Raw genomic sequence first — 16914 nt, 5'->3', positions numbered from 1 at the left:
CGACGCGCCAGCCTAACCCGACATCCGGCTCAACTCTGCTTCGGCGAACGCCATCAGCTCGGGATAGAAGGCGCGAAAGTCTTCGCTGAGCGGCTCATAGAGATCCGCCAATTCACCCAGGCTGCCGTCGAGCAACTGCGGCTTGGACAAACGCCGCTGCATACCGGCGATGACCTGCTCCAGCACCGTAAACTCGCGGTAGCTACCTAGCCAGTCTTGCGCCGCCATGCGCGGCGCCACCAGTGCCAAGTGCCCTGGCAGTGCGGGCTCAGCAGCCAGCACCTGATACACCCGCGCGGTGAAGTGCTGCAATGGCTGCGCCGCATAGTCGCCCCAGTCGCGAGCCAGGCAGTGATCGAAGAACAGATCCAGCAGCATGCCCGCTATACGCCGCCGCGCCAGGGGAAAGCGCGCCCGAGCGCGCGCCTGTAACGGATGGCTGTCGGTAAACACATCGATGCGCCGATGCAAACGAATAGCGGCCTCGATATCCGTCGGCCAGCGGCCATCGAGCGGACCTTTGACGAAATCGCCATAGAGGCTGCCCAGTAATTGTGACGGTGTATCGCCGCCGAGATGCAGATGAGCCAGGTAGTTCATCCAGTCAGCTTACCGTCGCACACGAGACAATCGAAGCGGTTGATGAAGACTATCGGAACAATCGATCTGTATATCGCTCAGAGCCGATATAAGGTTCGCCACATGCCGATACACGACGAACTCGCCATGGACATCGACGCCATCATCAAAGCCCTCGCCCACCCCGTACGCCGCGATATCCTCGACTGGCTGAAGGAGCCCGAGCGCCACTTCGCCGAGCAGGATCACCCGCTGGAAATCGGTGTCTGCGCCGGCAAGATCTATCAGCGCACAGGGCTGTCGCAATCCACCGTTTCCGCCCACCTCACCAGCCTGCAACGCGCCGGCCTGGTGACCAGCCGCAAAGTCGGACAGTGGCATTTTTTCAAGCGTAACGATGAGCTGATTCAGGCCTTCGTCGTGCATCTCGGTCAACAACTCTGAACACCTAAAGTCCCAACTGGAGGATTCACCATGCCTACTCTGTTCGACCCCATTCAGATCGGCGATCTGCACCTGAACAACCGCATCATCATGGCGCCGCTGACCCGCTGCCGCGCCGACGAAGGCCGCGTGCCCAATGCGCTGATGGCCGAGTATTACGTGCAGCGCGCCTCGGCTGGCCTGATCATCAGCGAAGCCACCGCCGTCACGCCGATGGGCGTCGGCTACCCGGACACCCCCGGCATCTGGTCGGACGAGCAGATTCGTGGCTGGAACAACGTCACCCAGGCGGTGCATGCCAATGGCGGCAAAATCGTCCTGCAACTGTGGCATGTGGGCCGTATCTCCGACCCGATCTACCTGAACGGCGAACTGCCGGTGGCGCCGAGCGCCATCCAGCCCGCAGGCCACGTCAGCCTGGTGCGCCCGATGAAGGAATTCGTCACCCCGCGTGCCCTGGAAACCGAAGAGATCGCCGATATCATCGAGGCTTACCGTCAGGGTGCCGAGAACGCCAAGGCTGCCGGTTTCGACGGCGTGGAAATCCACGGCGCCAACGGTTACCTGCTCGACCAGTTCCTGCAGAGCAGCACCAACCAGCGTACCGACCAGTACGGTGGCAGCGTCGAGAACCGCGCCCGCCTGCTGTTGGAAGTCACCGATGCTGCCATCTCCGTATGGGGCGCAGGCCGCGTTGGCGTACACCTGGCGCCGCGCGCCGATATCCATGACATGGGCGACGCCAACCGCGCCGAAACCTTCGGCTACGTCGCCCGAGAACTGGGCAAGCGCGGCATCGCCTTCATCTGCGCCCGTGAGAAGGCCGCTGACGACAGCCTCACTCCGCAACTGAAGAAAGAGTTCGGCGGCGTGTTTATCGCCAACGAACGCTTCACCAAAGAGCAAGCTAACGCCTGGTTGGCCGAAGACAAGGCCGATGCCGTCGCCTTCGGTGTGCCCTTCATCGCCAACCCGGATCTGCCGGCCCGCCTGGAGCAGGACGCGGCGCTGAACGAGCCACGCCCGGAGACCTTCTACGGCCCCGGCCCGGTCGGCTATATCGACTATCCGCGGCTGTAATCACTGCCCAGCCCCTGCCACAACATGACAGTTGTGGCAGGGGCTTTAGCCGCGACCGATGAGCTTGATACCGGACTGGCAGGTTTGTGTGATCTTGTTGGCTTGCGTTGGTGTTTTAAACGCCGCTTTGGGTGTTTCAGATATTCCGCGTTTCGCCCCCTCGGGCGACTCACTTTTCTTTGAAATGCGCAAAGAAAAGTAAGCAAAAGAAAGCGCACCCCATCATCAGGCCCTGGCTGCGCCAGGGTTCGTTCGCTCCATCGTTGCTCCGAGGGCACGCTGCGAAGGGCCATCCCTGGCCCATCGCAGCTCTCGCGGCATCCATGCCGCTCAACCCTCTACACAACGATTCCACTCACCCTCCTGAAGGGGCCATTTGCGCGCCTGAAACTATGGGTTTAACTCGACGGGACTGTCGTTCGCTGTTGCTCTTGCTAAAGCACTCCGAGCTATACCAGTGCGTAGGGCGTATCGGGACGCCGACCGCTCGGAAGCAGTACGCCGTTAGGGCAGGGGATTACCTACCGTTTAGGCGCGTGCAGAGCCCGCCCAGGAGGGCGAACGGAATCGTCGTGGAAGAGGTCGAGCGACAGGATGTCGCGACGACTGCATGGATGCAGGAGGTAGAGCGACGCAGGATGCCAAAGCCGAGAGCCACGGAGGGCCAGGGATGGCCCATCGTGGCGGGCCTCTGGAGCGGCGATGGAGTGAGCGAACCCTGGCGCAGCCAGGGCCGGATGAACGGGCGGAGGGTTTGGTTACTTTGCCCGCAAAGTGACTCGCCTGGGAAGGCGAAACCAAAAACATCAGCAGAAACGCGGCAATCTGGAACAAACACCCGAACAACCAGCAAGCCAACACCAACTTGCCAGTCCGATCTCAACCACAAAATGCGATGCCCCATAAACGAACGCCCCACAATGCGGGGCGTTCGTTTATCCGGCGTATGGCTCAGCGTGCATCGATCTGCTGCTGCAGATTCACCACCTGACTCTGCAAGGTATTGATATTGCGCGTGACCTGCGCGCGGAAGGCATCGAACTCAGCCGTGTTCGGGCCAGCACTGGCGGCCGCCGGACGATTGTCCATCTCGCTGCGCAGCACCACCAGATCCTGCTCCAGGCTGCGGATCGCCTGGCTCTGATTGCCCTGTTTTTTCAACGTCTCGATATCGCCGCTCAAGCTCTTAATGCGCGCATCGAGTTTGCCCAGATCAGCCTGATCCGTCTTGGCGTCAGCCAGAGCGGCTTTTAACGTGGCCTGCTCGCTGCTCAGCGCCTGCAAACGCTTGTCGACATCGGCGCTAGCGCCAATACCGCTCTTGAGATCCGCGCCCAATTGCTCGACACGCTTGTTCAGTGCAGCCTGAGCGGCGCTGCTCTGTTGCTGCTGCTTGCTCAACTCAGCCAAGCGAGCCTCCATCTGCTTGACCTGCAACTTGAGCGCCTCGCTGCCCGTGGTGACGTTCGATTCGGTCGCCACCACCTTGCCGGAAATATCCTGAATACGCCCTGCCGCCTCCTCACTGATGCGCGCAAAACTCTCTTGCGTGGCCACCAAGCGCTGCTCCATCAAGCCGATTTGCTGCAGGCTCCACCAACCAAGACCAGCCAGGGCGAAGCTCAGCGCGCCCACCAGCGCCCACAGCGGACCAGTGCTGGCAGCCTTGACCACGGGGGCACGAGCGCTGGCGCTACGCGCAACACGTGGCGCGGGTTCGTCCTCGGGCTCGGCGAATTCTTCACGGCGCTCAGGCATCAGGCTGGGCAGATTGTCGAGTTCGTCGTTGGCGTCGTTGCGCATGATCGGACCTATGGCTGGAACGGATAAGCGGAAAGGGCGCGCAGTATACCGATTCGCCATCACCACTTCAGCGTCGCGCCAAGCCGGTGCATAGCGCACCGACGAAGGGCGCGATAGGGCCATCGACCGGCCTACAGCCCAGCAGTTCCACAAAGTTTGAACTGGTACACACTTTGCTTTTTGATTTGTCGTGCCGCGCCACACAGATGTCGCGCACGAATCAGCAGGCAGCCAAGCGTTCTGTACGACAAGAAGATAGGTTCCCAGCCACAGGGAAAGGCTGGTTCGGTTACGGAAGGTTGAGGAAGCCTACGCCGTGATCTTGCTAACAACCGGGGGGTATTGGCATGGAACTGAACAAAGAAGTATTGGATTGCATGAAAGAGCTACGCCGTCGTCTGCGCGACGAGCAGGCCATCGACATTCGCCTGAGCCAGCCGGATGCAATCACCTTGATGCTCGATGGCAGCCTGCGTTCGAGTGACGAACAAACCCGTCACCTGGGCCAGCGCCTGGCCCAGTTCTCCGACCTGCCGCAGCGCAGTGCGCCCAAGCCGCCAGCCGCCTCCGAGCGCTCGGCTGACACACCAGCCGGGTCGGTTCGTATCTATCGCGGCCAGCGCGTCTACGCCTGATCAGCCGTCTGCGCCTGCCACCAGGCGCAGAACTCATCCAGCGCATCCCAAAGACTCGCCTGCGGTTGGTAGTCGAGATACTCGCGGGCACGGCTGATATCGAGGGAGAAATCCCGCGCCATCACCGCCACACCCAGGCGAAACAGGCTCGGCTGCGGCTTGCCCGGCAATAAGCGGCAGATGCTCTCGTTGACCGTCGCCGCCGCATAAGCCAGGCCAAATGGCAGATGCTGGTTAACCGCTGGCAAGCCAAGCCGACGCAGCACGTAGTTGACCACATCCCACAACGGCACTGGCTCGCCATTGCTGATGTTATAGGGTTTGCCCAACGCTGCGCCCTCGACCTTGAGCGCGCTGAGCAGCGCGGCATTGAGGTTGTGCACGCTGGTGAAATCGACCTTATTCAGACCATTGCCGATGATCGCCAGGCGCCCCTTGCACTGCATCTCGATCAAGCGCGGGAAGATACTGGTATCACCCGCGCCGGTGACGAAGCGCGGACGCAACGCCAGCACCTCTAAACCGGCCTGCTGAGCAGCGAACACACGCTGTTCGGCGAGGAATTTGGTGCGCCCGTAATGATCGGAAAACCGCCGTGGCAACTGGTCTTCGCGCACACCAACATGAGCCCGGCCATCGAAATAGATCGACGGTGACGACAGGTGCACCAGGCGCCGCACCTTCTGCTTCAGGCAGCCATCGACGACATGCTCGGTCAAGGTGACATTGCCATGGTGAAAGTGCGCGTAATCACCCCACACACCAACCGCCCCGGCGCAATGCACAACCACCTCAACGCCCTCGCACAGGTGCTGCACCCATTCGGCGTCAGCCAGGTCACCCTGCACAAAATCAGCCCCCCGGCTAATCAGGTGTTGCACGCCTTCGGCACGACGCCCATTAACGCGCACCTCGAAGCCCTGCTCCAGGGCGAAGCGGGCGAAACGTCCACCGATGAAACCGCTTGCTCCGGTGACCAGGATTTTCATTGCTCCCTCCGCTGACTGAATGTCGGCGCAATTTAGCAGTCGTACCGGCAATTCGCCCTGACAACGCGCGCCAGAAAAGCGGCCATGCAAGCCGCTCGCCTCAACCGGCCTGCACCAACGCCCCGGCGGCGGCGCGACGCAATTGCTCGGTCAAACCACTGAGCAATTCACCGCCGCTGCGCCAGTAGTGCCAATACAGCGGCACATCGATGACATGCCCCGGCAGCAACGCCAACAGAGCGCCACTGGCCAGCTCACCACGCACCTGCAGTTCCGGCACCAAGCCCCAGCCCAGGCCGCTTTCAGTCAGACGCACAAACCCCTCTGAAGACGGGCACACGTGATAAGCGAAACTCCCCGTCACGCCTAGCTCAGCCAGATAACGATGCTGCAACTGATCATCCGGCCCGTAAACGATGGCCGGTACACGCGCCAGGTTGGCCGCCGTCGGCTCCGCGCCAAAATGCCGCGCGATAAAATCGGCATTGGCCACCGCCAGGTAGCGCATTGAACCCAACGCCAGGCTACGCGCCCCAGCGACCGGGCGCTCGACAGAGCAAACACAGCCAGCCACCTCCCCCGCTCGCATGCGCTTGAGGCCCACCTCCTGATCCTCCACCACCAACTCCAGCAGCACACGCTGCTCGGCGCAGAACTCGGCAACCGCTGCCGCCCACCAAGTGGCCAGACTATCGGCGTTGATCGCGATGCGCAGGCGCTCGTGCTGAACCTGCTCATCCAGACCCGGCACCTGCCCCTGCAGAGCCCGCTCCAGCAGACGCACCTGCTGCACATGATTGAGTAAGCGTCGACCGATTTCAGTGGGCGCAGGCGGCATAGCGCGTACCAGCACCGGCTGGCCGACACGCGCTTCGAGCAGCTTGATGCGCTGCGACACCGCCGATTGCGAGAGCCCCAGCACCTGCGCCGCGCGTTCGAAGCCGGCCTGCTCCACCACTGCCGCCAGGGCAGCCAGAAGTTTGTAATCGAACAATCGATTTTCCTAATGAGCGATCAGCATTATTGGTTTCTCTTATACATCCCACCACAGCAGACTTGCCAGCACCACAGCAGACAAGGAGCCCGCCATGCCCAGCAAAAACAACCACACACGCCCACGGCACAGCACCGGCTGCGTACTGCGCGGCTTCAGCGCCCAGCAGCCATTGCGCCACCCGCACACTCTGGCGACGACGAACACCACGGAGCAGGCATGATGTGGCAGAGCTACAGCAACGGCCTATTGGTCGCCATCGGCCTGATCATGGCCATCGGCGCGCAGAACGCCTTCGTCCTGGCACAGAGCCTGCGGCGTGAACACCATTTATCCGTAGCTGCTCTGTGCATGCTCTGCGACGCCGTTCTGGTGGCCGCCGGCGTATTCGGCCTGGCCAGCCTGCTGACCCAGAGCCCCATCCTGCTCGCCATCGCCCGCTGGGGGGGCGCAGCCTTCTTGCTCGTCTACGGCGGCCAGGCGCTGCTGCGGGCCATGCGGCCACAATCACTGCAGGCGGCCAGCAACGAGTCACGCTCACGGCGCGCCGTGCTGCTGGCAACCCTGGCAGTGACATTGCTCAACCCACACGTCTACCTGGACACGGTGCTCCTGATCGGCTCACTCGGTGCACAGCAAACTGCGCCTGGCGCCTATGCCGCGGGCGCGGCCAGTGCATCGGTGCTGTGGTTCAGCACCCTGGCGTTTGCTGCGGCCTGGCTCGCGCCCTGGCTGGCCAAACCGCTGACCTGGCGTCTGATCGATCTAGGCGTAGCCGCGATGATGCTGGCCGTGGCAGTGCAGTTGATCTTCGCCGCATAAGAAGGCGCCTTGCCTGATTGAAACCTACGGGAGCCGCGCCGAGTGCATCCGAGTGGCTTTAATCAGCACGCATGATCGTTCGTCGCACCGTGCCAATTATTGGTTGCACCTAGTTGCACCTTGCATATTCTCGGGTTTACTCTCCTGCAACTTTCTTGCTGTCGGCCAGCGATGTCGGCAGCCTTTTTGCCGTCGCAGGCGACATGACGATTGCTCCGGCAATTGCTTACCGTGCCCAACCTGACCCGTAGGACTTCCCATGGCCACCACCACGCTTGGCGTAAAACTCGACGATGCAACACGTGAGCGCCTGAAACAGGCTGCCGCGCAGATCGACCGTACGCCGCACTGGATGATCAAGCAGGCGATTTTCAATTATCTGGAGCAAATCGAGAGTGGCCTGACGCCCGCCGAGCATGCCGGCCTGGCCGCTGCTGCCGGTGAAGAAGCGCTGGAATCGCTGAGCGATGCAGGTTTGCAGGTATTTCTCGATTTCGCCGAGAGCATCCTGCCGCAGTCGGTGCTGCGCGCCGCCATCACCAGCGCCTACCGCCGCCCAGAGCCCGAAGTGGTGCCGATGCTGCTGGAGCAGGCGCGCCTGAGTAAGGAACAAGCCGACGCCTCGCAGAAGCTGGCACTGGGCATCGCCGAAAAGCTGCGTAATCAGAAGAACGCCAGCGGCCGTCAGGGCCTGGTGCAGGGCCTGCTGCAGGAGTTCTCGCTGTCGTCGCAGGAAGGCGTGGCGCTGATGTGCCTGGCCGAAGCGCTGCTGCGCATCCCCGACAAGGCCACCCGTGACGCCCTGATCCGCGACAAGATCGCCAACGGCAACTGGAGCCAGCACCTGGGCCAGAGCCCGTCGATGTTCGTCAACGCGGCGAGCTGGGGCCTGCTGATCACCGGCAAGCTGGTGTCGACCCACACCGAAGCCGGCATGACCTCGGCGCTCAACCGCATCATCGGCAAGAGCGGCGAGCCGGTGATCCGCAAGGGCGTGGACATGGCCATGCGCCTGATGGGCGAGCAGTTCGTCACCGGCGAAACCATCGCCGAAGCCCTGGCCAACGCCGCCACCCTGGAAAGCAAAGGCTTCCGCTATTCCTACGACATGCTCGGTGAAGCCGCGCTGACCGAGGAAGACGCCAAGCGCTACCTGGCCTCCTACCAGCAGGCCATCCACGCCATCGGCAAGGCCTCGCACGGTCGCGGCATCTACGAAGGGCCGGGCATCTCGATCAAGCTGTCCGCCCTGCACCCACGCTACAGCCGCGCCCAGTACGAGCGCGTGATGGACGAGCTGTACCCGACCCTGCTGGGCCTGACTCAACTGGCCAAGCAGTACGACATCGGCCTCAACATCGACGCCGAGGAAGCCGACCGCCTGGAGCTGTCGCTGGATCTGCTCGAGCGCCTGTGCTTCGAGCCGAGCCTGGCCGGCTGGAACGGCATCGGTTTCGTCATCCAGGCCTACCAGAAGCGCTGCCCGTACGTGATCGACTACGTCATCGACCTGGCCAAGCGCAGCCGTCATCGCCTGATGATCCGCCTGGTCAAGGGCGCCTACTGGGACAGCGAGATCAAGCTGGCTCAGGTCAATGGTCTGGAAGGCTACCCGGTGTACACCCGCAAGCCGTACACCGATGTGTCCTACATCGCCTGCGCACGCAAGCTGCTGGCCGCACCGGAAGCCATCTACCCGCAGTTCGCCACCCACAACGCCCACTCGCTGTCGGCCATCTACCACTTGGCCGGGCAGAACTACTACCCGGGCCAGTACGAGTTCCAGTGCCTGCACGGCATGGGTGAGCCGCTGTACGAGCAGGTGGTGGGCAAGATTGCCGACGGCAAGCTGAACCGTCCTTGCCGCATCTACGCTCCGGTGGGCAGCCACGAAACCCTGCTGGCTTACCTGGTACGCCGCCTGCTGGAAAACGGCGCCAACACCAGCTTCGTCAACCGCATCGCCGACCACAGCATCTCGCTGAAAGACCTGGTGCTCGACCCGGTACTGCAGGTCGAGCAGATGGCCGCGCAAGAGGGCACCATCGGCCTGCCGCACCCGCGCATCCCGATGCCGCGTGACCTGTACGGCAAGAGCCGGGTCAACTCCGAGGGCCTGGATCTAGCCAACGAACACCGCCTCGGTTCACTGTCCTCGGCGCTGCTGTCGACCGCCAACCAGAGCTACCTGGCCGAGCCGATGCTCGGCTGCGATGGCGTCAACCCAAGCGAGCCGGAGCCCGTGCGCAACCCGGCTGATCACCGCGATCTGGTCGGCCACGTACGCGAGGCGAGCATTGCCGACGTCGACAACGCCATCCTCTGCGCCATGGCCAGCGGGCAGATCTGGCAGTCCACCCGGCCCGACGAGCGCGCCGCCGTACTGGAGCGCGCCGCCGACCTGATGGAGGCCGAGCTGCAGCAACTGATGGGCCTGCTGGTGCGCGAGTCCGGCAAGACCTTCGCCAACGCCATCGCCGAAGTGCGCGAGGCGGTGGACTTCCTGCGTTACTACGCGATCCAGGCGCGCAGCTTCGGCAACGACAGCCACCGCCCGCTGGGCCCGGTGGTGTGTATCAGCCCGTGGAACTTCCCGCTGGCGATCTTCACCGGCCAGGTCTGCGCCGCACTGGCCGCTGGCAATACCGTGCTGGCCAAACCTGCCGAGCAAACCCCGCTGATCGCCGCGCAAGGTGTACGCATCCTGCGTGAAGCGGGCGTACCGGCTGGCGCCGTGCAACTGCTGCCGGGCCGTGGCGAAACCGTCGGCGCGCGTCTGGTGGGTGACGAGCGCGTGCGCGGGGTGATGTTCACCGGCTCCACCGAAGTGGCTGGCATCCTGCAACGCAACATTGCCGGTCGCCTGGATGCACAGGGCCGCACCATTCCGCTGATCGCCGAAACCGGCGGCCTCAACGCCATGATCGTCGACTCCTCGGCACTGACCGAGCAGGTGGTAATGGACGTGGTCGCTTCCGCCTTCGACAGCGCCGGCCAACGCTGCTCGGCCCTGCGCGTGCTGTGCGTGCAGGACGACGTGGCCGACCGCGTGCTGACCATGCTCAAGGGCGCCATGGCCGAATACAGCCTGGGCAACCCGGAGCGCCTCAATACCGACATCGGCCCGGTGATCGACGCCGAAGCCAAAGCCGGCATCGAAACCCATATCGCCAAGCTGCGCGAGAAAGGCCGCAAGGTCACGCAACTGGCGCGTGTCAACGGTGAAGAAATCAAGCGCGGCACCTTCGTCGTGCCGACCCTGATCGAGCTGGACAGCTTCGATGAGATGAAGCGCGAGATCTTCGGCCCGGTGCTGCACGTGGTGCGCTACCAGCGCGCCGATCTGGGCAAGCTGTTGCAGCAGATCAACGACAGCGGCTATGGCCTGACCCTCGGCGTGCACACACGCATCGACGAGACCATCGCCCAGGTGGTCGGCACGGCCAAGGTCGGCAACCTGTATGTGAACCGCAACATGGTCGGCGCCGTGGTCGGCGTGCAGCCCTTCGGCGGTGAAGGTCTGTCCGGCACCGGGCCGAAAGCCGGTGGCCCGCTGTACCTGTTCCGCCTGCTGTCGACCCGCCCGCAGGAAGCTGTCGCCCAGTACCTGCAACAGGCCGAGGTGCAGGCCCTGCCGGTTCCGACCGAGCTGGACAAAGTGCGCGCCGCCTTCGCCGAATGGGCGGGCAAGCAGGAGCCGGTCATCGCCGCGCTGTTCGAGCAGTACCGCGGCCTGTCGCAGAGCTACAGCGCGCACACACTGACCGGCCCCACCGGCGAGCGCAACAGCTACACCCTGCTGCCGCGCGAGCACGTGCTGAACCTGGCCGACGAGCGCGGCGACCTGCTGGCGCAACTGGCTGCCACCCTGGCCGTCGGCAGCCGGGCGATCTGGCTGGAAAGCCAACGCGCGCTGCATAGCGAGCTGCCGAAAGAGGTGCAGAAGCACATCCAATTGGTGGCCGACTGGAACAGCGTCGACGTGGAACTGGACGCCATCCTGCACCACGGCGACTCCGACCAGTTGCGCGCGGTGAGCGAGCAGGCAGCGCAGCGCAAGGGCGCCATCGTCGGCGTGCACGGCCTGAACAAGGGCGAGACCGACATCCCGCTGGAACGCCTGCTGATCGAGCACGCGCTGAGCGTCAACACTGCAGCCGCTGGTGGTAACGCCAGTCTGATGACCATTGGTTAAGCGCCAGGGTCATCGATAAGTCATGCCGTGGAAGCTGCCTGAAAGCTTGCCACGGCATGCTGCAGCCACATGACGCAACTGCCTGCAGGGGCTACCCGCCCGGCGTCGTGCTTTTTCCTTCCGACCTTCGGGTCTGCGCCAGCCTACCCGGCCAGCGCATCGCGCGGGGCTAACCGCCCCGCCCGCTTTCCCGCCTATTCGCTCACGCCTGCATCGTCCAGCCATGCACGCCCATCGCCGCCTGGCGCCCGGCTTCGGAACGGGTTGGATGTGGGTGACAGGTCAGCGCGATATCTTCAGCCGAGGCGGAGAACTCCATGGCTACGCAGTACTCGCCGATCAGCTCACCCACGCTCGGGCCGATCATGTGCACGCCGAGAATCTGGTCGGTATTGGCATCGGCCAGGATCTTCACGAAGCCTTCGGTTTCGTGGTTGATCTTCGCCCGGCTGTTGGCGGTGAAGGGAAACTTGCCGACCTTATAGGCACGGCCCTCGGCCTTCAGTTCCTCCTCGCCCTTGCCGACGCTGGCCACCTCCGGGCGGGTGTAGATCACCCCAGGAATCACCCCATAGTTGACCTCCGCCGCGTGCCCGGCGATGCGCTCGATACAGGCGACCGCTTCATCTTCGGCCTTGTGCGCGAGCATCGGGCCCGAGGTGACATCGCCGATCACCCATACGCCGGGTACGCCGCTCTGGTGTTTGTTATTGCTGAGCATGCCGCGCTTGTCAGTGTTCAGACCGACGCTTTCCAGGCCCAGCCCCTCGGTGTAGGGGCGCCGGCCGATGGCCACCAGCACGTAGTCGGCCTCCAGGCTCTCTGCCGCGCCGCCTGCGGCCGGCTCAAGGCTCAGAGTCACGCCGCTTTTACCCGTCTTGGCGCCCGTTACCTTGGTGCCGAGTTTGAAGCTCATACCTTGCTTGCCCAGGGTGCGCTGCAGGGTTTTGCCCGTCTCGCCATCCAGACCGGGGCAAATGCGGTCGAGGTATTCCACTACGGTCACCTGGCTGCCCAGGCGGCGCCATACCGAGCCCAGCTCCAGGCCGATCACCCCGGCGCCAATCACCACCAGATGTTTGGGCACCTCGGGTAGCGACAACGCCCCGGTGGAATCGAGAATGCGTTGGTTATCGATCTCAACGCCCGGCAACGGTGTCGGCTCGGAACCGCTGGCGATGACGATGTTCTTCGTCTCCAGCAGACGCTCACCGCCTTCGCGCAGCTTCACCTGCACCCGCCCAGGGCCGTCGATACGCCCCCAGCCCTTGACCCATTCCACCTTGTTCTTGCGAAACAGGAACTCCACGCCCTTGGTCAGCGCTTCGACGCTATCGGCCTTCTGCTTCATCATCTGCGCCAGGTTGAGCGTTGGCGTGACTTCCACACCCAGTGCGCTCAGCTCACCGCCAGCCGCCGCCTCGTAAAGCTCGGAGGCATGCAGCAGGGCCTTGGACGGCATGCAGCCGACATTCAGACAGGTGCCGCCGAGGGTTTCGCGCCCTTCGACACAGGCCACTTTCAAGCCCAACTGGCCGGCACGAATGGCGGCGTTATAACCGCCAGGGCCGGCACCGATAATGACCACGTCATAACTGCTCATCGCTTGTCCTCAGATCAGGGAAGCTTGCTGGCAAGCGCAGCCGTAGCGGCCGGGCGCACTCGCAAGAGGTGGAACAAAAGAAATGCCAGCACGGCGAACAGCGCATTCAAGCCAACCATAGGCCAAGCCGAGCCATCTTGCAGCGCGCTCAGAAGCAGGCCAGCCAAGGTCGCGCCAGCCATCTGCGAGAAGCCCATCAACCCCGCCGCCAGGCCAGCACGCTGCGGGTTGGGAATCACCGCACCGGCCACAGCCGCAGGCAGCAACATGCCGCCGCCCAGCGTCACCAGCACCTGCGGTAGCGACAGCCCCAGCAGCGACAGACCGAACAGCAGATAGACCGCCGAGGTCAGCAGTGAGCCTGCCAGCACCAGCGCCACGCCAATGCCGACCACCCGCTGCGGCCCCAGGCGCTGCACATTACGCAAGGTGAACCACGCACCACCGAGCAGGCCGGAAACGATCAAGCCGAAGGTCAGCCCATACTGCGCCGCACTCAACCCCAACAAACCGATATACACCGATGACGAACCGGCCACCACGACGAACATCGCACCGTAGGTACAGGCGATGGTCAGCGCCAGCGCGCGGCAACTGGGTAGCACCTGCAGATAATTGGCGAGCAACCCCTTGAGCCGCCCAGCCTGTGGGTCGCGCTGCAGATGACTCTCACGGTAGCCGGTCAAGGTCGCCAGCAACGCCAGACTGCCCAGCACCAGCGTGGCCAATAGCGGCCCATGCCAGCCGCCGTACTGCGTCAGCAGACCGCCCACTACCGGCGACAGAACAATAGCCGCGAACATACCGAGCACCGTCAGCGCCAGTACAGGCCCGGCCCGTTCCTGCCACACATCACGCACGGTGGCACGCGCCAGCACCAGCGCGGCGCAGGCGCCAAGCCCTTGCAGTACGCGCATGCCGATCAGCACATCGATATTCGGCGCCAGCAGCATGCCCAGAGTCGCCAGCACATAGAGGCTCAAGCCGACCAACAGAATCGGGCGACGCCCCAGGCGATCCGACAGCGGCCCCAGCAGCAACTGGCCAAGACCAAAAGCACCGACGAACAGTGACAGCGCCAGCAAACTGCTGCCAGGCGCAGCGTTGAGCCCGCGCTCCAGCTCGCCCAGCGCGGGAATAAGCAACTGCGTGGACGTCTCCCCCAGCGCCGTGAGAAGCATCAGGATGATCAGCAGAGTACGGGAAGGCTGCATGGCAAAGCTCCACAGGACAGTGACTGGCGGCCATTTATATTTCGACCATAATATGAAACATTAAATGTCGTCCATCATATTATTTGGAGCCGCAATGACCGATCAATCACGAGACACCCGACTCGCCACCTGGATCGCCGAAGAGCAGGCCGTACGCAGCAAACTCGCCGCGCCTGGCACCCTCACTCTGGCGCAAGTGGCGGCCATGACGCCGATGGACTTCTTCGACGGCATTGGCCAAGGTGAGCTCCCCTCGCCGCCGATCAACGCGGTGCTCGATTTCACCCCGGTGCACTGGGCCAGCGGACTGTTCATCTTTCAGGGCACACCGGACAAGCGCCACTACAACCCACTGGGCAGTGTGCACGGCGGCTACATCGCCACGTTGCTCGACTCCTGCATGGGCTGCGCCGTGCACACCCAACTCAAGCCTGGCCAGGGCTACACCACCTCCGACCTGCGCGTGAGCTACATCCGCGCCCTGCGCAGCGAAGCCGGCCCCGTGCGGGCCGAGGGCCGCATCATTCACCTGGGCCGTTCCACCGCCCTGGCGGAAGGTCGCCTCTACGATGTCGATGAGCGTCTCTACGCCGTCGCCTCCACGACCTGCCTGATCCTCGACATGAAGTCCTGAAGGAGTTCGCCATGACTCTCGCCGTGATTGCCGGTTACGCCCGCTCCCCCTTCCACTTCGCACGCAAGGGCGCCCTGATCGATCTGCGCCCGGACGACCTCGCCGCCCAGGTGCTGCGTGGCCTGGTCGATAAACTCCAACTCGACCCGGCAACGCTCGAAGACGTGATCATGGGCTGCGCCTACCCAGAAGCGGAACAGGGTATGAACATCGCCCGCATCGCCAGTTTCCGTGCAGGTTTCCCGCAAACCCTCGGCGGCGCCACGCTGAACCGCTTCTGCGGCTCGTCGATGAGCGCCGTACATTACGCCGTCGGGCAGATTGCCATTGGCGCGGGCGAGGCGTTTCTGTGCGCAGGCGTGGAGTCCATGACCCGCGTACCCATGGGCGGCTTCAACATATCGCCCAACCCAACGCTACTGAGTCAGTATCCGCAGGTGTACATGGCCATGGGGCACACGGCCGAGGAAGTGGCACGGCGCTACGCCATCAGCCGCGAAGATCAGGAGGCCATGGCAGTCGAGTCTCACGCCAAGGCCGTACGCGCCCGCGAGCTGGGCCTATTCAACGATGAACTGCTGAGCATCGACACACCGCAAGGCCTGGTCGAGCAGGATGGCTGCCTACGCCCAGGCACTAGCCTGGAAGCTCTGGCGCAACTCAAGCCCGCCTTCGGCGGCAGCGTCACGGCCGCCACCTCGTCCCCCCTGACCGATGGCGCCGCCGCTGTATTGGTCTGCACTGAGACCTTCGCCCGCGAGCATGGCCTGAGCGTGCTGGCGCGGATAAAAGCAGTCGCTGTAGCAGGCTGCGCGCCAGAAATCATGGGCATGGGGCCGGTGGCGGCAACGCGCAAAGTCCTGCAACGCGCCGGCCTGTCGATCGATGACATCGATCTGGTGGAGATCAACGAAGCCTTCGCCAGCCAATCACTGGCATGCGTTCAGGAGTTGGGGCTGGACATGGCCAAGGTCAATCTCGACGGCGGCGCCATGGCGCTCGGCCATCCACTCGGGGCAACGGGTGCCCGCATCACCGGCAAAGCAGCCAGCCTGCTACGCCGTACCGGTGGGCGCTACGCCATCGCCACCCAGTGCATCGCTGGCGGCCAGGGTGTAGCGACCTTGCTCGAAGCTGCCGATATATGAGCGCCCCTGTGTAACATGACCGGCTGCATTTGAAAGACGAGGATCGCCATGCGCTATTCAGAAGACCACAAGGCCAAGACCCATCAACGCATCGTCGAAGAAGCCGCTCTGCGCTTTCGCCGTGACGGTGTGGGCGCCACAGGCTTGCAGTCGCTAATGAAAGGGCTGGGTCTGACCCATGGCGGTTTCTATGCCCACTTCAAGTCCAAGGACGACCTAGTGGAAACTGCGCTGCAACATGCCGCGGCAGAGCAGGAGCGCAGCACCGCACGGATGACACAGGGAGATACGCCGCTGCAAGGCCTGCTCAAAGGCTACTTATCCAGCCGACACCGCGACAACCCCGGCGCTGGCTGCCCCTTGCCCACCATCTCTGCCGAGCTAGGCCAGCGCGGCGAGGCCAGCGAGACAACCGACACACTGATACGCAACCTGCTGACGCTCATAGAGCAGCACCTGCCAGGCGAGGACGCCAGCGCAGAAAGCGTACAGATGCTCTCGGCAATGGTCGGCGCGCTGCTGTTATCACGCAGCGTCAAGGATCCAGAACTGGCCGACCGACTGCTCAAGACCACGCGCGCGCAACTGCTGGCAAAAGTCGCAACCGTTCAAGCGTGAGCAGCGGGTAGCGCCCGCTTGCTGCTAAGCCGCGCCAGCGCGCCCCTGCGCCGTGAATATCGGCAGCGGCAATAGAGGCCGTTGGCACCACTGCGCTCGAACTTTCGCCGCAGCCCCGCCCCCAGCAGCACGACCAACGCGGCACGCTGAAGCCTT

15 protein-coding genes are annotated in these 16914 nt (G+C 63.6%); 9 read left to right on the top strand and 6 right to left on the bottom strand.

Features of this window, described 5'->3' with window-relative positions:
• Positions 1-12 precede the first annotated feature (12 nt).
• The gene (locus tag AERO9A_RS13450) at positions 13-600 is read right to left on the bottom strand and encodes an ACP phosphodiesterase (protein ID WP_159972466.1); all 588 of its coding nucleotides are present in this window, start codon (positions 598-600) and stop codon (positions 13-15) included.
• Between the two features lie 102 nt (positions 601-702).
• Between AERO9A_RS13450 and AERO9A_RS13445 the strand changes: the two genes are divergently transcribed.
• Positions 703-1023: a helix-turn-helix transcriptional regulator gene (locus AERO9A_RS13445; protein WP_159972465.1), complete on the top strand. Its 321-nt coding sequence runs from the start codon at positions 703-705 to the stop codon at positions 1021-1023.
• Positions 1024-1053: 30 nt separating this feature from the next.
• Positions 1054-2103, top strand: coding sequence for an alkene reductase (locus AERO9A_RS13440; RefSeq protein WP_159972464.1), 1050 nt, complete (start codon positions 1054-1056; stop codon positions 2101-2103).
• 951 nt (positions 2104-3054) lie between these two features.
• Here AERO9A_RS13440 and AERO9A_RS13435 read toward each other — a convergent pair.
• Positions 3055-3906 (bottom strand): ATPase, encoded by an 852-nt coding sequence (locus AERO9A_RS13435; protein ID WP_159972463.1) that lies wholly within the window; start codon positions 3904-3906, stop codon positions 3055-3057.
• Between the two features lie 347 nt (positions 3907-4253).
• Between AERO9A_RS13435 and AERO9A_RS13430 the strand changes: the two genes are divergently transcribed.
• Positions 4254-4541 carry a hypothetical protein gene (locus AERO9A_RS13430; protein WP_159972462.1) on the top strand — a complete coding sequence of 96 codons (288 nt, stop codon included), beginning with the start codon at positions 4254-4256 and terminating at the stop codon, positions 4539-4541.
• Here the strand turns inward: AERO9A_RS13430 and AERO9A_RS13425 are convergent.
• Positions 4532-5530: an NAD(P)-dependent oxidoreductase gene (locus AERO9A_RS13425; protein WP_159972461.1), complete on the bottom strand. Its 999-nt coding sequence runs from the start codon at positions 5528-5530 to the stop codon at positions 4532-4534. The two genes, AERO9A_RS13430 and AERO9A_RS13425, sit on opposite strands and share 10 nt — an antisense overlap.
• Before the next feature lie 100 nt (positions 5531-5630).
• On the bottom strand, positions 5631-6524 hold the full coding sequence (locus tag AERO9A_RS13420) for a LysR family transcriptional regulator ArgP (RefSeq protein ID WP_159972460.1): 894 nt from the start codon (positions 6522-6524) through the stop codon (positions 5631-5633).
• Between the two features lie 94 nt (positions 6525-6618).
• Here AERO9A_RS13420 and AERO9A_RS22495 point away from each other — a divergent pair, with 94 nt between their 5' ends.
• The 3 genes from AERO9A_RS22495 to putA all read left to right on the top strand — a co-directional run bounded on the left by AERO9A_RS22495 (position 6619) and on the right by putA (position 11541).
• Positions 6619-6747, top strand: a complete 129-nt coding sequence (locus tag AERO9A_RS22495) for a hypothetical protein (protein ID WP_256665961.1) — start codon at positions 6619-6621, stop codon at positions 6745-6747.
• Positions 6747-7346 carry a LysE/ArgO family amino acid transporter gene (locus tag AERO9A_RS13415; protein WP_159974050.1) on the top strand — a complete coding sequence of 200 codons (600 nt, stop codon included), beginning with the start codon at positions 6747-6749 and terminating at the stop codon, positions 7344-7346. Before AERO9A_RS22495 ends, AERO9A_RS13415 begins: the two co-directional genes overlap by 1 nt.
• 259 nt (positions 7347-7605) lie before the next feature.
• Complete coding sequence (putA, locus tag AERO9A_RS13410) at positions 7606-11541, top strand: trifunctional transcriptional regulator/proline dehydrogenase/L-glutamate gamma-semialdehyde dehydrogenase (protein WP_159972459.1); 3936 nt, start codon at positions 7606-7608, stop codon at positions 11539-11541.
• 202 nt (positions 11542-11743) lie between these two features.
• Here the strand turns inward: putA and lpdA are convergent, their stop codons facing one another.
• Both lpdA and AERO9A_RS13400 read right to left on the bottom strand, forming a co-directional pair.
• Positions 11744-13144, bottom strand: a complete 1401-nt coding sequence (gene lpdA, locus AERO9A_RS13405) for a dihydrolipoyl dehydrogenase (protein WP_159972458.1) — start codon at positions 13142-13144, stop codon at positions 11744-11746.
• Between the two features lie 14 nt (positions 13145-13158).
• Complete coding sequence (locus AERO9A_RS13400; protein WP_159972457.1) at positions 13159-14358, bottom strand: MFS transporter; 1200 nt, start codon at positions 14356-14358, stop codon at positions 13159-13161.
• A gap of 94 nt (positions 14359-14452) precedes the next feature.
• On the opposite strand from AERO9A_RS13400, the gene AERO9A_RS13395 reads away from it, so the two are divergent.
• The 3 genes from AERO9A_RS13395 to AERO9A_RS13385 are packed head-to-tail and all read left to right on the top strand — an operon-like array spanning position 14453 to position 16758.
• On the top strand, positions 14453-14992 hold the full coding sequence (locus tag AERO9A_RS13395) for a PaaI family thioesterase (RefSeq protein WP_159972456.1): 540 nt from the start codon (positions 14453-14455) through the stop codon (positions 14990-14992).
• Positions 14993-15003: 11 nt separating this feature from the next.
• Positions 15004-16140: a thiolase family protein gene (locus AERO9A_RS13390; RefSeq protein WP_159972455.1), complete on the top strand. Its 1137-nt coding sequence runs from the start codon at positions 15004-15006 to the stop codon at positions 16138-16140.
• A gap of 48 nt (positions 16141-16188) precedes the next feature.
• On the top strand, positions 16189-16758 hold the full coding sequence (locus AERO9A_RS13385; protein WP_159972454.1) for a TetR/AcrR family transcriptional regulator: 570 nt from the start codon (positions 16189-16191) through the stop codon (positions 16756-16758).
• Positions 16759-16914: the final 156 nt, after the last annotated feature.

It is taken from the genome of Pseudomonas sp. 8Z (assembly GCF_902506535.1).
GTDB lineage: Bacteria > Pseudomonadota > Gammaproteobacteria > Pseudomonadales > Pseudomonadaceae > Aquipseudomonas.
The sequence above is the reverse complement of the archived record's forward strand: the minus strand, read 5'-3'. Positions and strand labels throughout refer to the sequence as shown.

Coding starts and splice junctions, on each gene's coding strand:
- AERO9A_RS13450 (WP_159972466.1), bottom strand. CDS start 600: ATGAACTACCTGGCTCATCTGCATCTCGGCGGCGATACACCGTCACAA.
- AERO9A_RS13445 (WP_159972465.1), top strand. CDS start 703: ATGCCGATACACGACGAACTCGCCATGGACATCGACGCCATCATCAAA.
- AERO9A_RS13440 (WP_159972464.1), top strand. CDS start 1,054: ATGCCTACTCTGTTCGACCCCATTCAGATCGGCGATCTGCACCTGAAC.
- AERO9A_RS13435 (WP_159972463.1), bottom strand. CDS start 3,906: ATGCGCAACGACGCCAACGACGAACTCGACAATCTGCCCAGCCTGATG.
- AERO9A_RS13430 (WP_159972462.1), top strand. CDS start 4,254: ATGGAACTGAACAAAGAAGTATTGGATTGCATGAAAGAGCTACGCCGT.
- AERO9A_RS13425 (WP_159972461.1), bottom strand. CDS start 5,530: ATGAAAATCCTGGTCACCGGAGCAAGCGGTTTCATCGGTGGACGTTTC.
- AERO9A_RS22495 (WP_256665961.1), top strand. CDS start 6,619: ATGCCCAGCAAAAACAACCACACACGCCCACGGCACAGCACCGGCTGC.
- AERO9A_RS13415 (WP_159974050.1), top strand. CDS start 6,747: ATGTGGCAGAGCTACAGCAACGGCCTATTGGTCGCCATCGGCCTGATC.
- putA (WP_159972459.1), top strand. CDS start 7,606: ATGGCCACCACCACGCTTGGCGTAAAACTCGACGATGCAACACGTGAG.
- lpdA (WP_159972458.1), bottom strand. CDS start 13,144: ATGAGCAGTTATGACGTGGTCATTATCGGTGCCGGCCCTGGCGGTTAT.
- AERO9A_RS13400 (WP_159972457.1), bottom strand. CDS start 14,358: ATGCAGCCTTCCCGTACTCTGCTGATCATCCTGATGCTTCTCACGGCG.
- AERO9A_RS13395 (WP_159972456.1), top strand. CDS start 14,453: ATGACCGATCAATCACGAGACACCCGACTCGCCACCTGGATCGCCGAA.
- AERO9A_RS13390 (WP_159972455.1), top strand. CDS start 15,004: ATGACTCTCGCCGTGATTGCCGGTTACGCCCGCTCCCCCTTCCACTTC.
- AERO9A_RS13385 (WP_159972454.1), top strand. CDS start 16,189: ATGCGCTATTCAGAAGACCACAAGGCCAAGACCCATCAACGCATCGTC.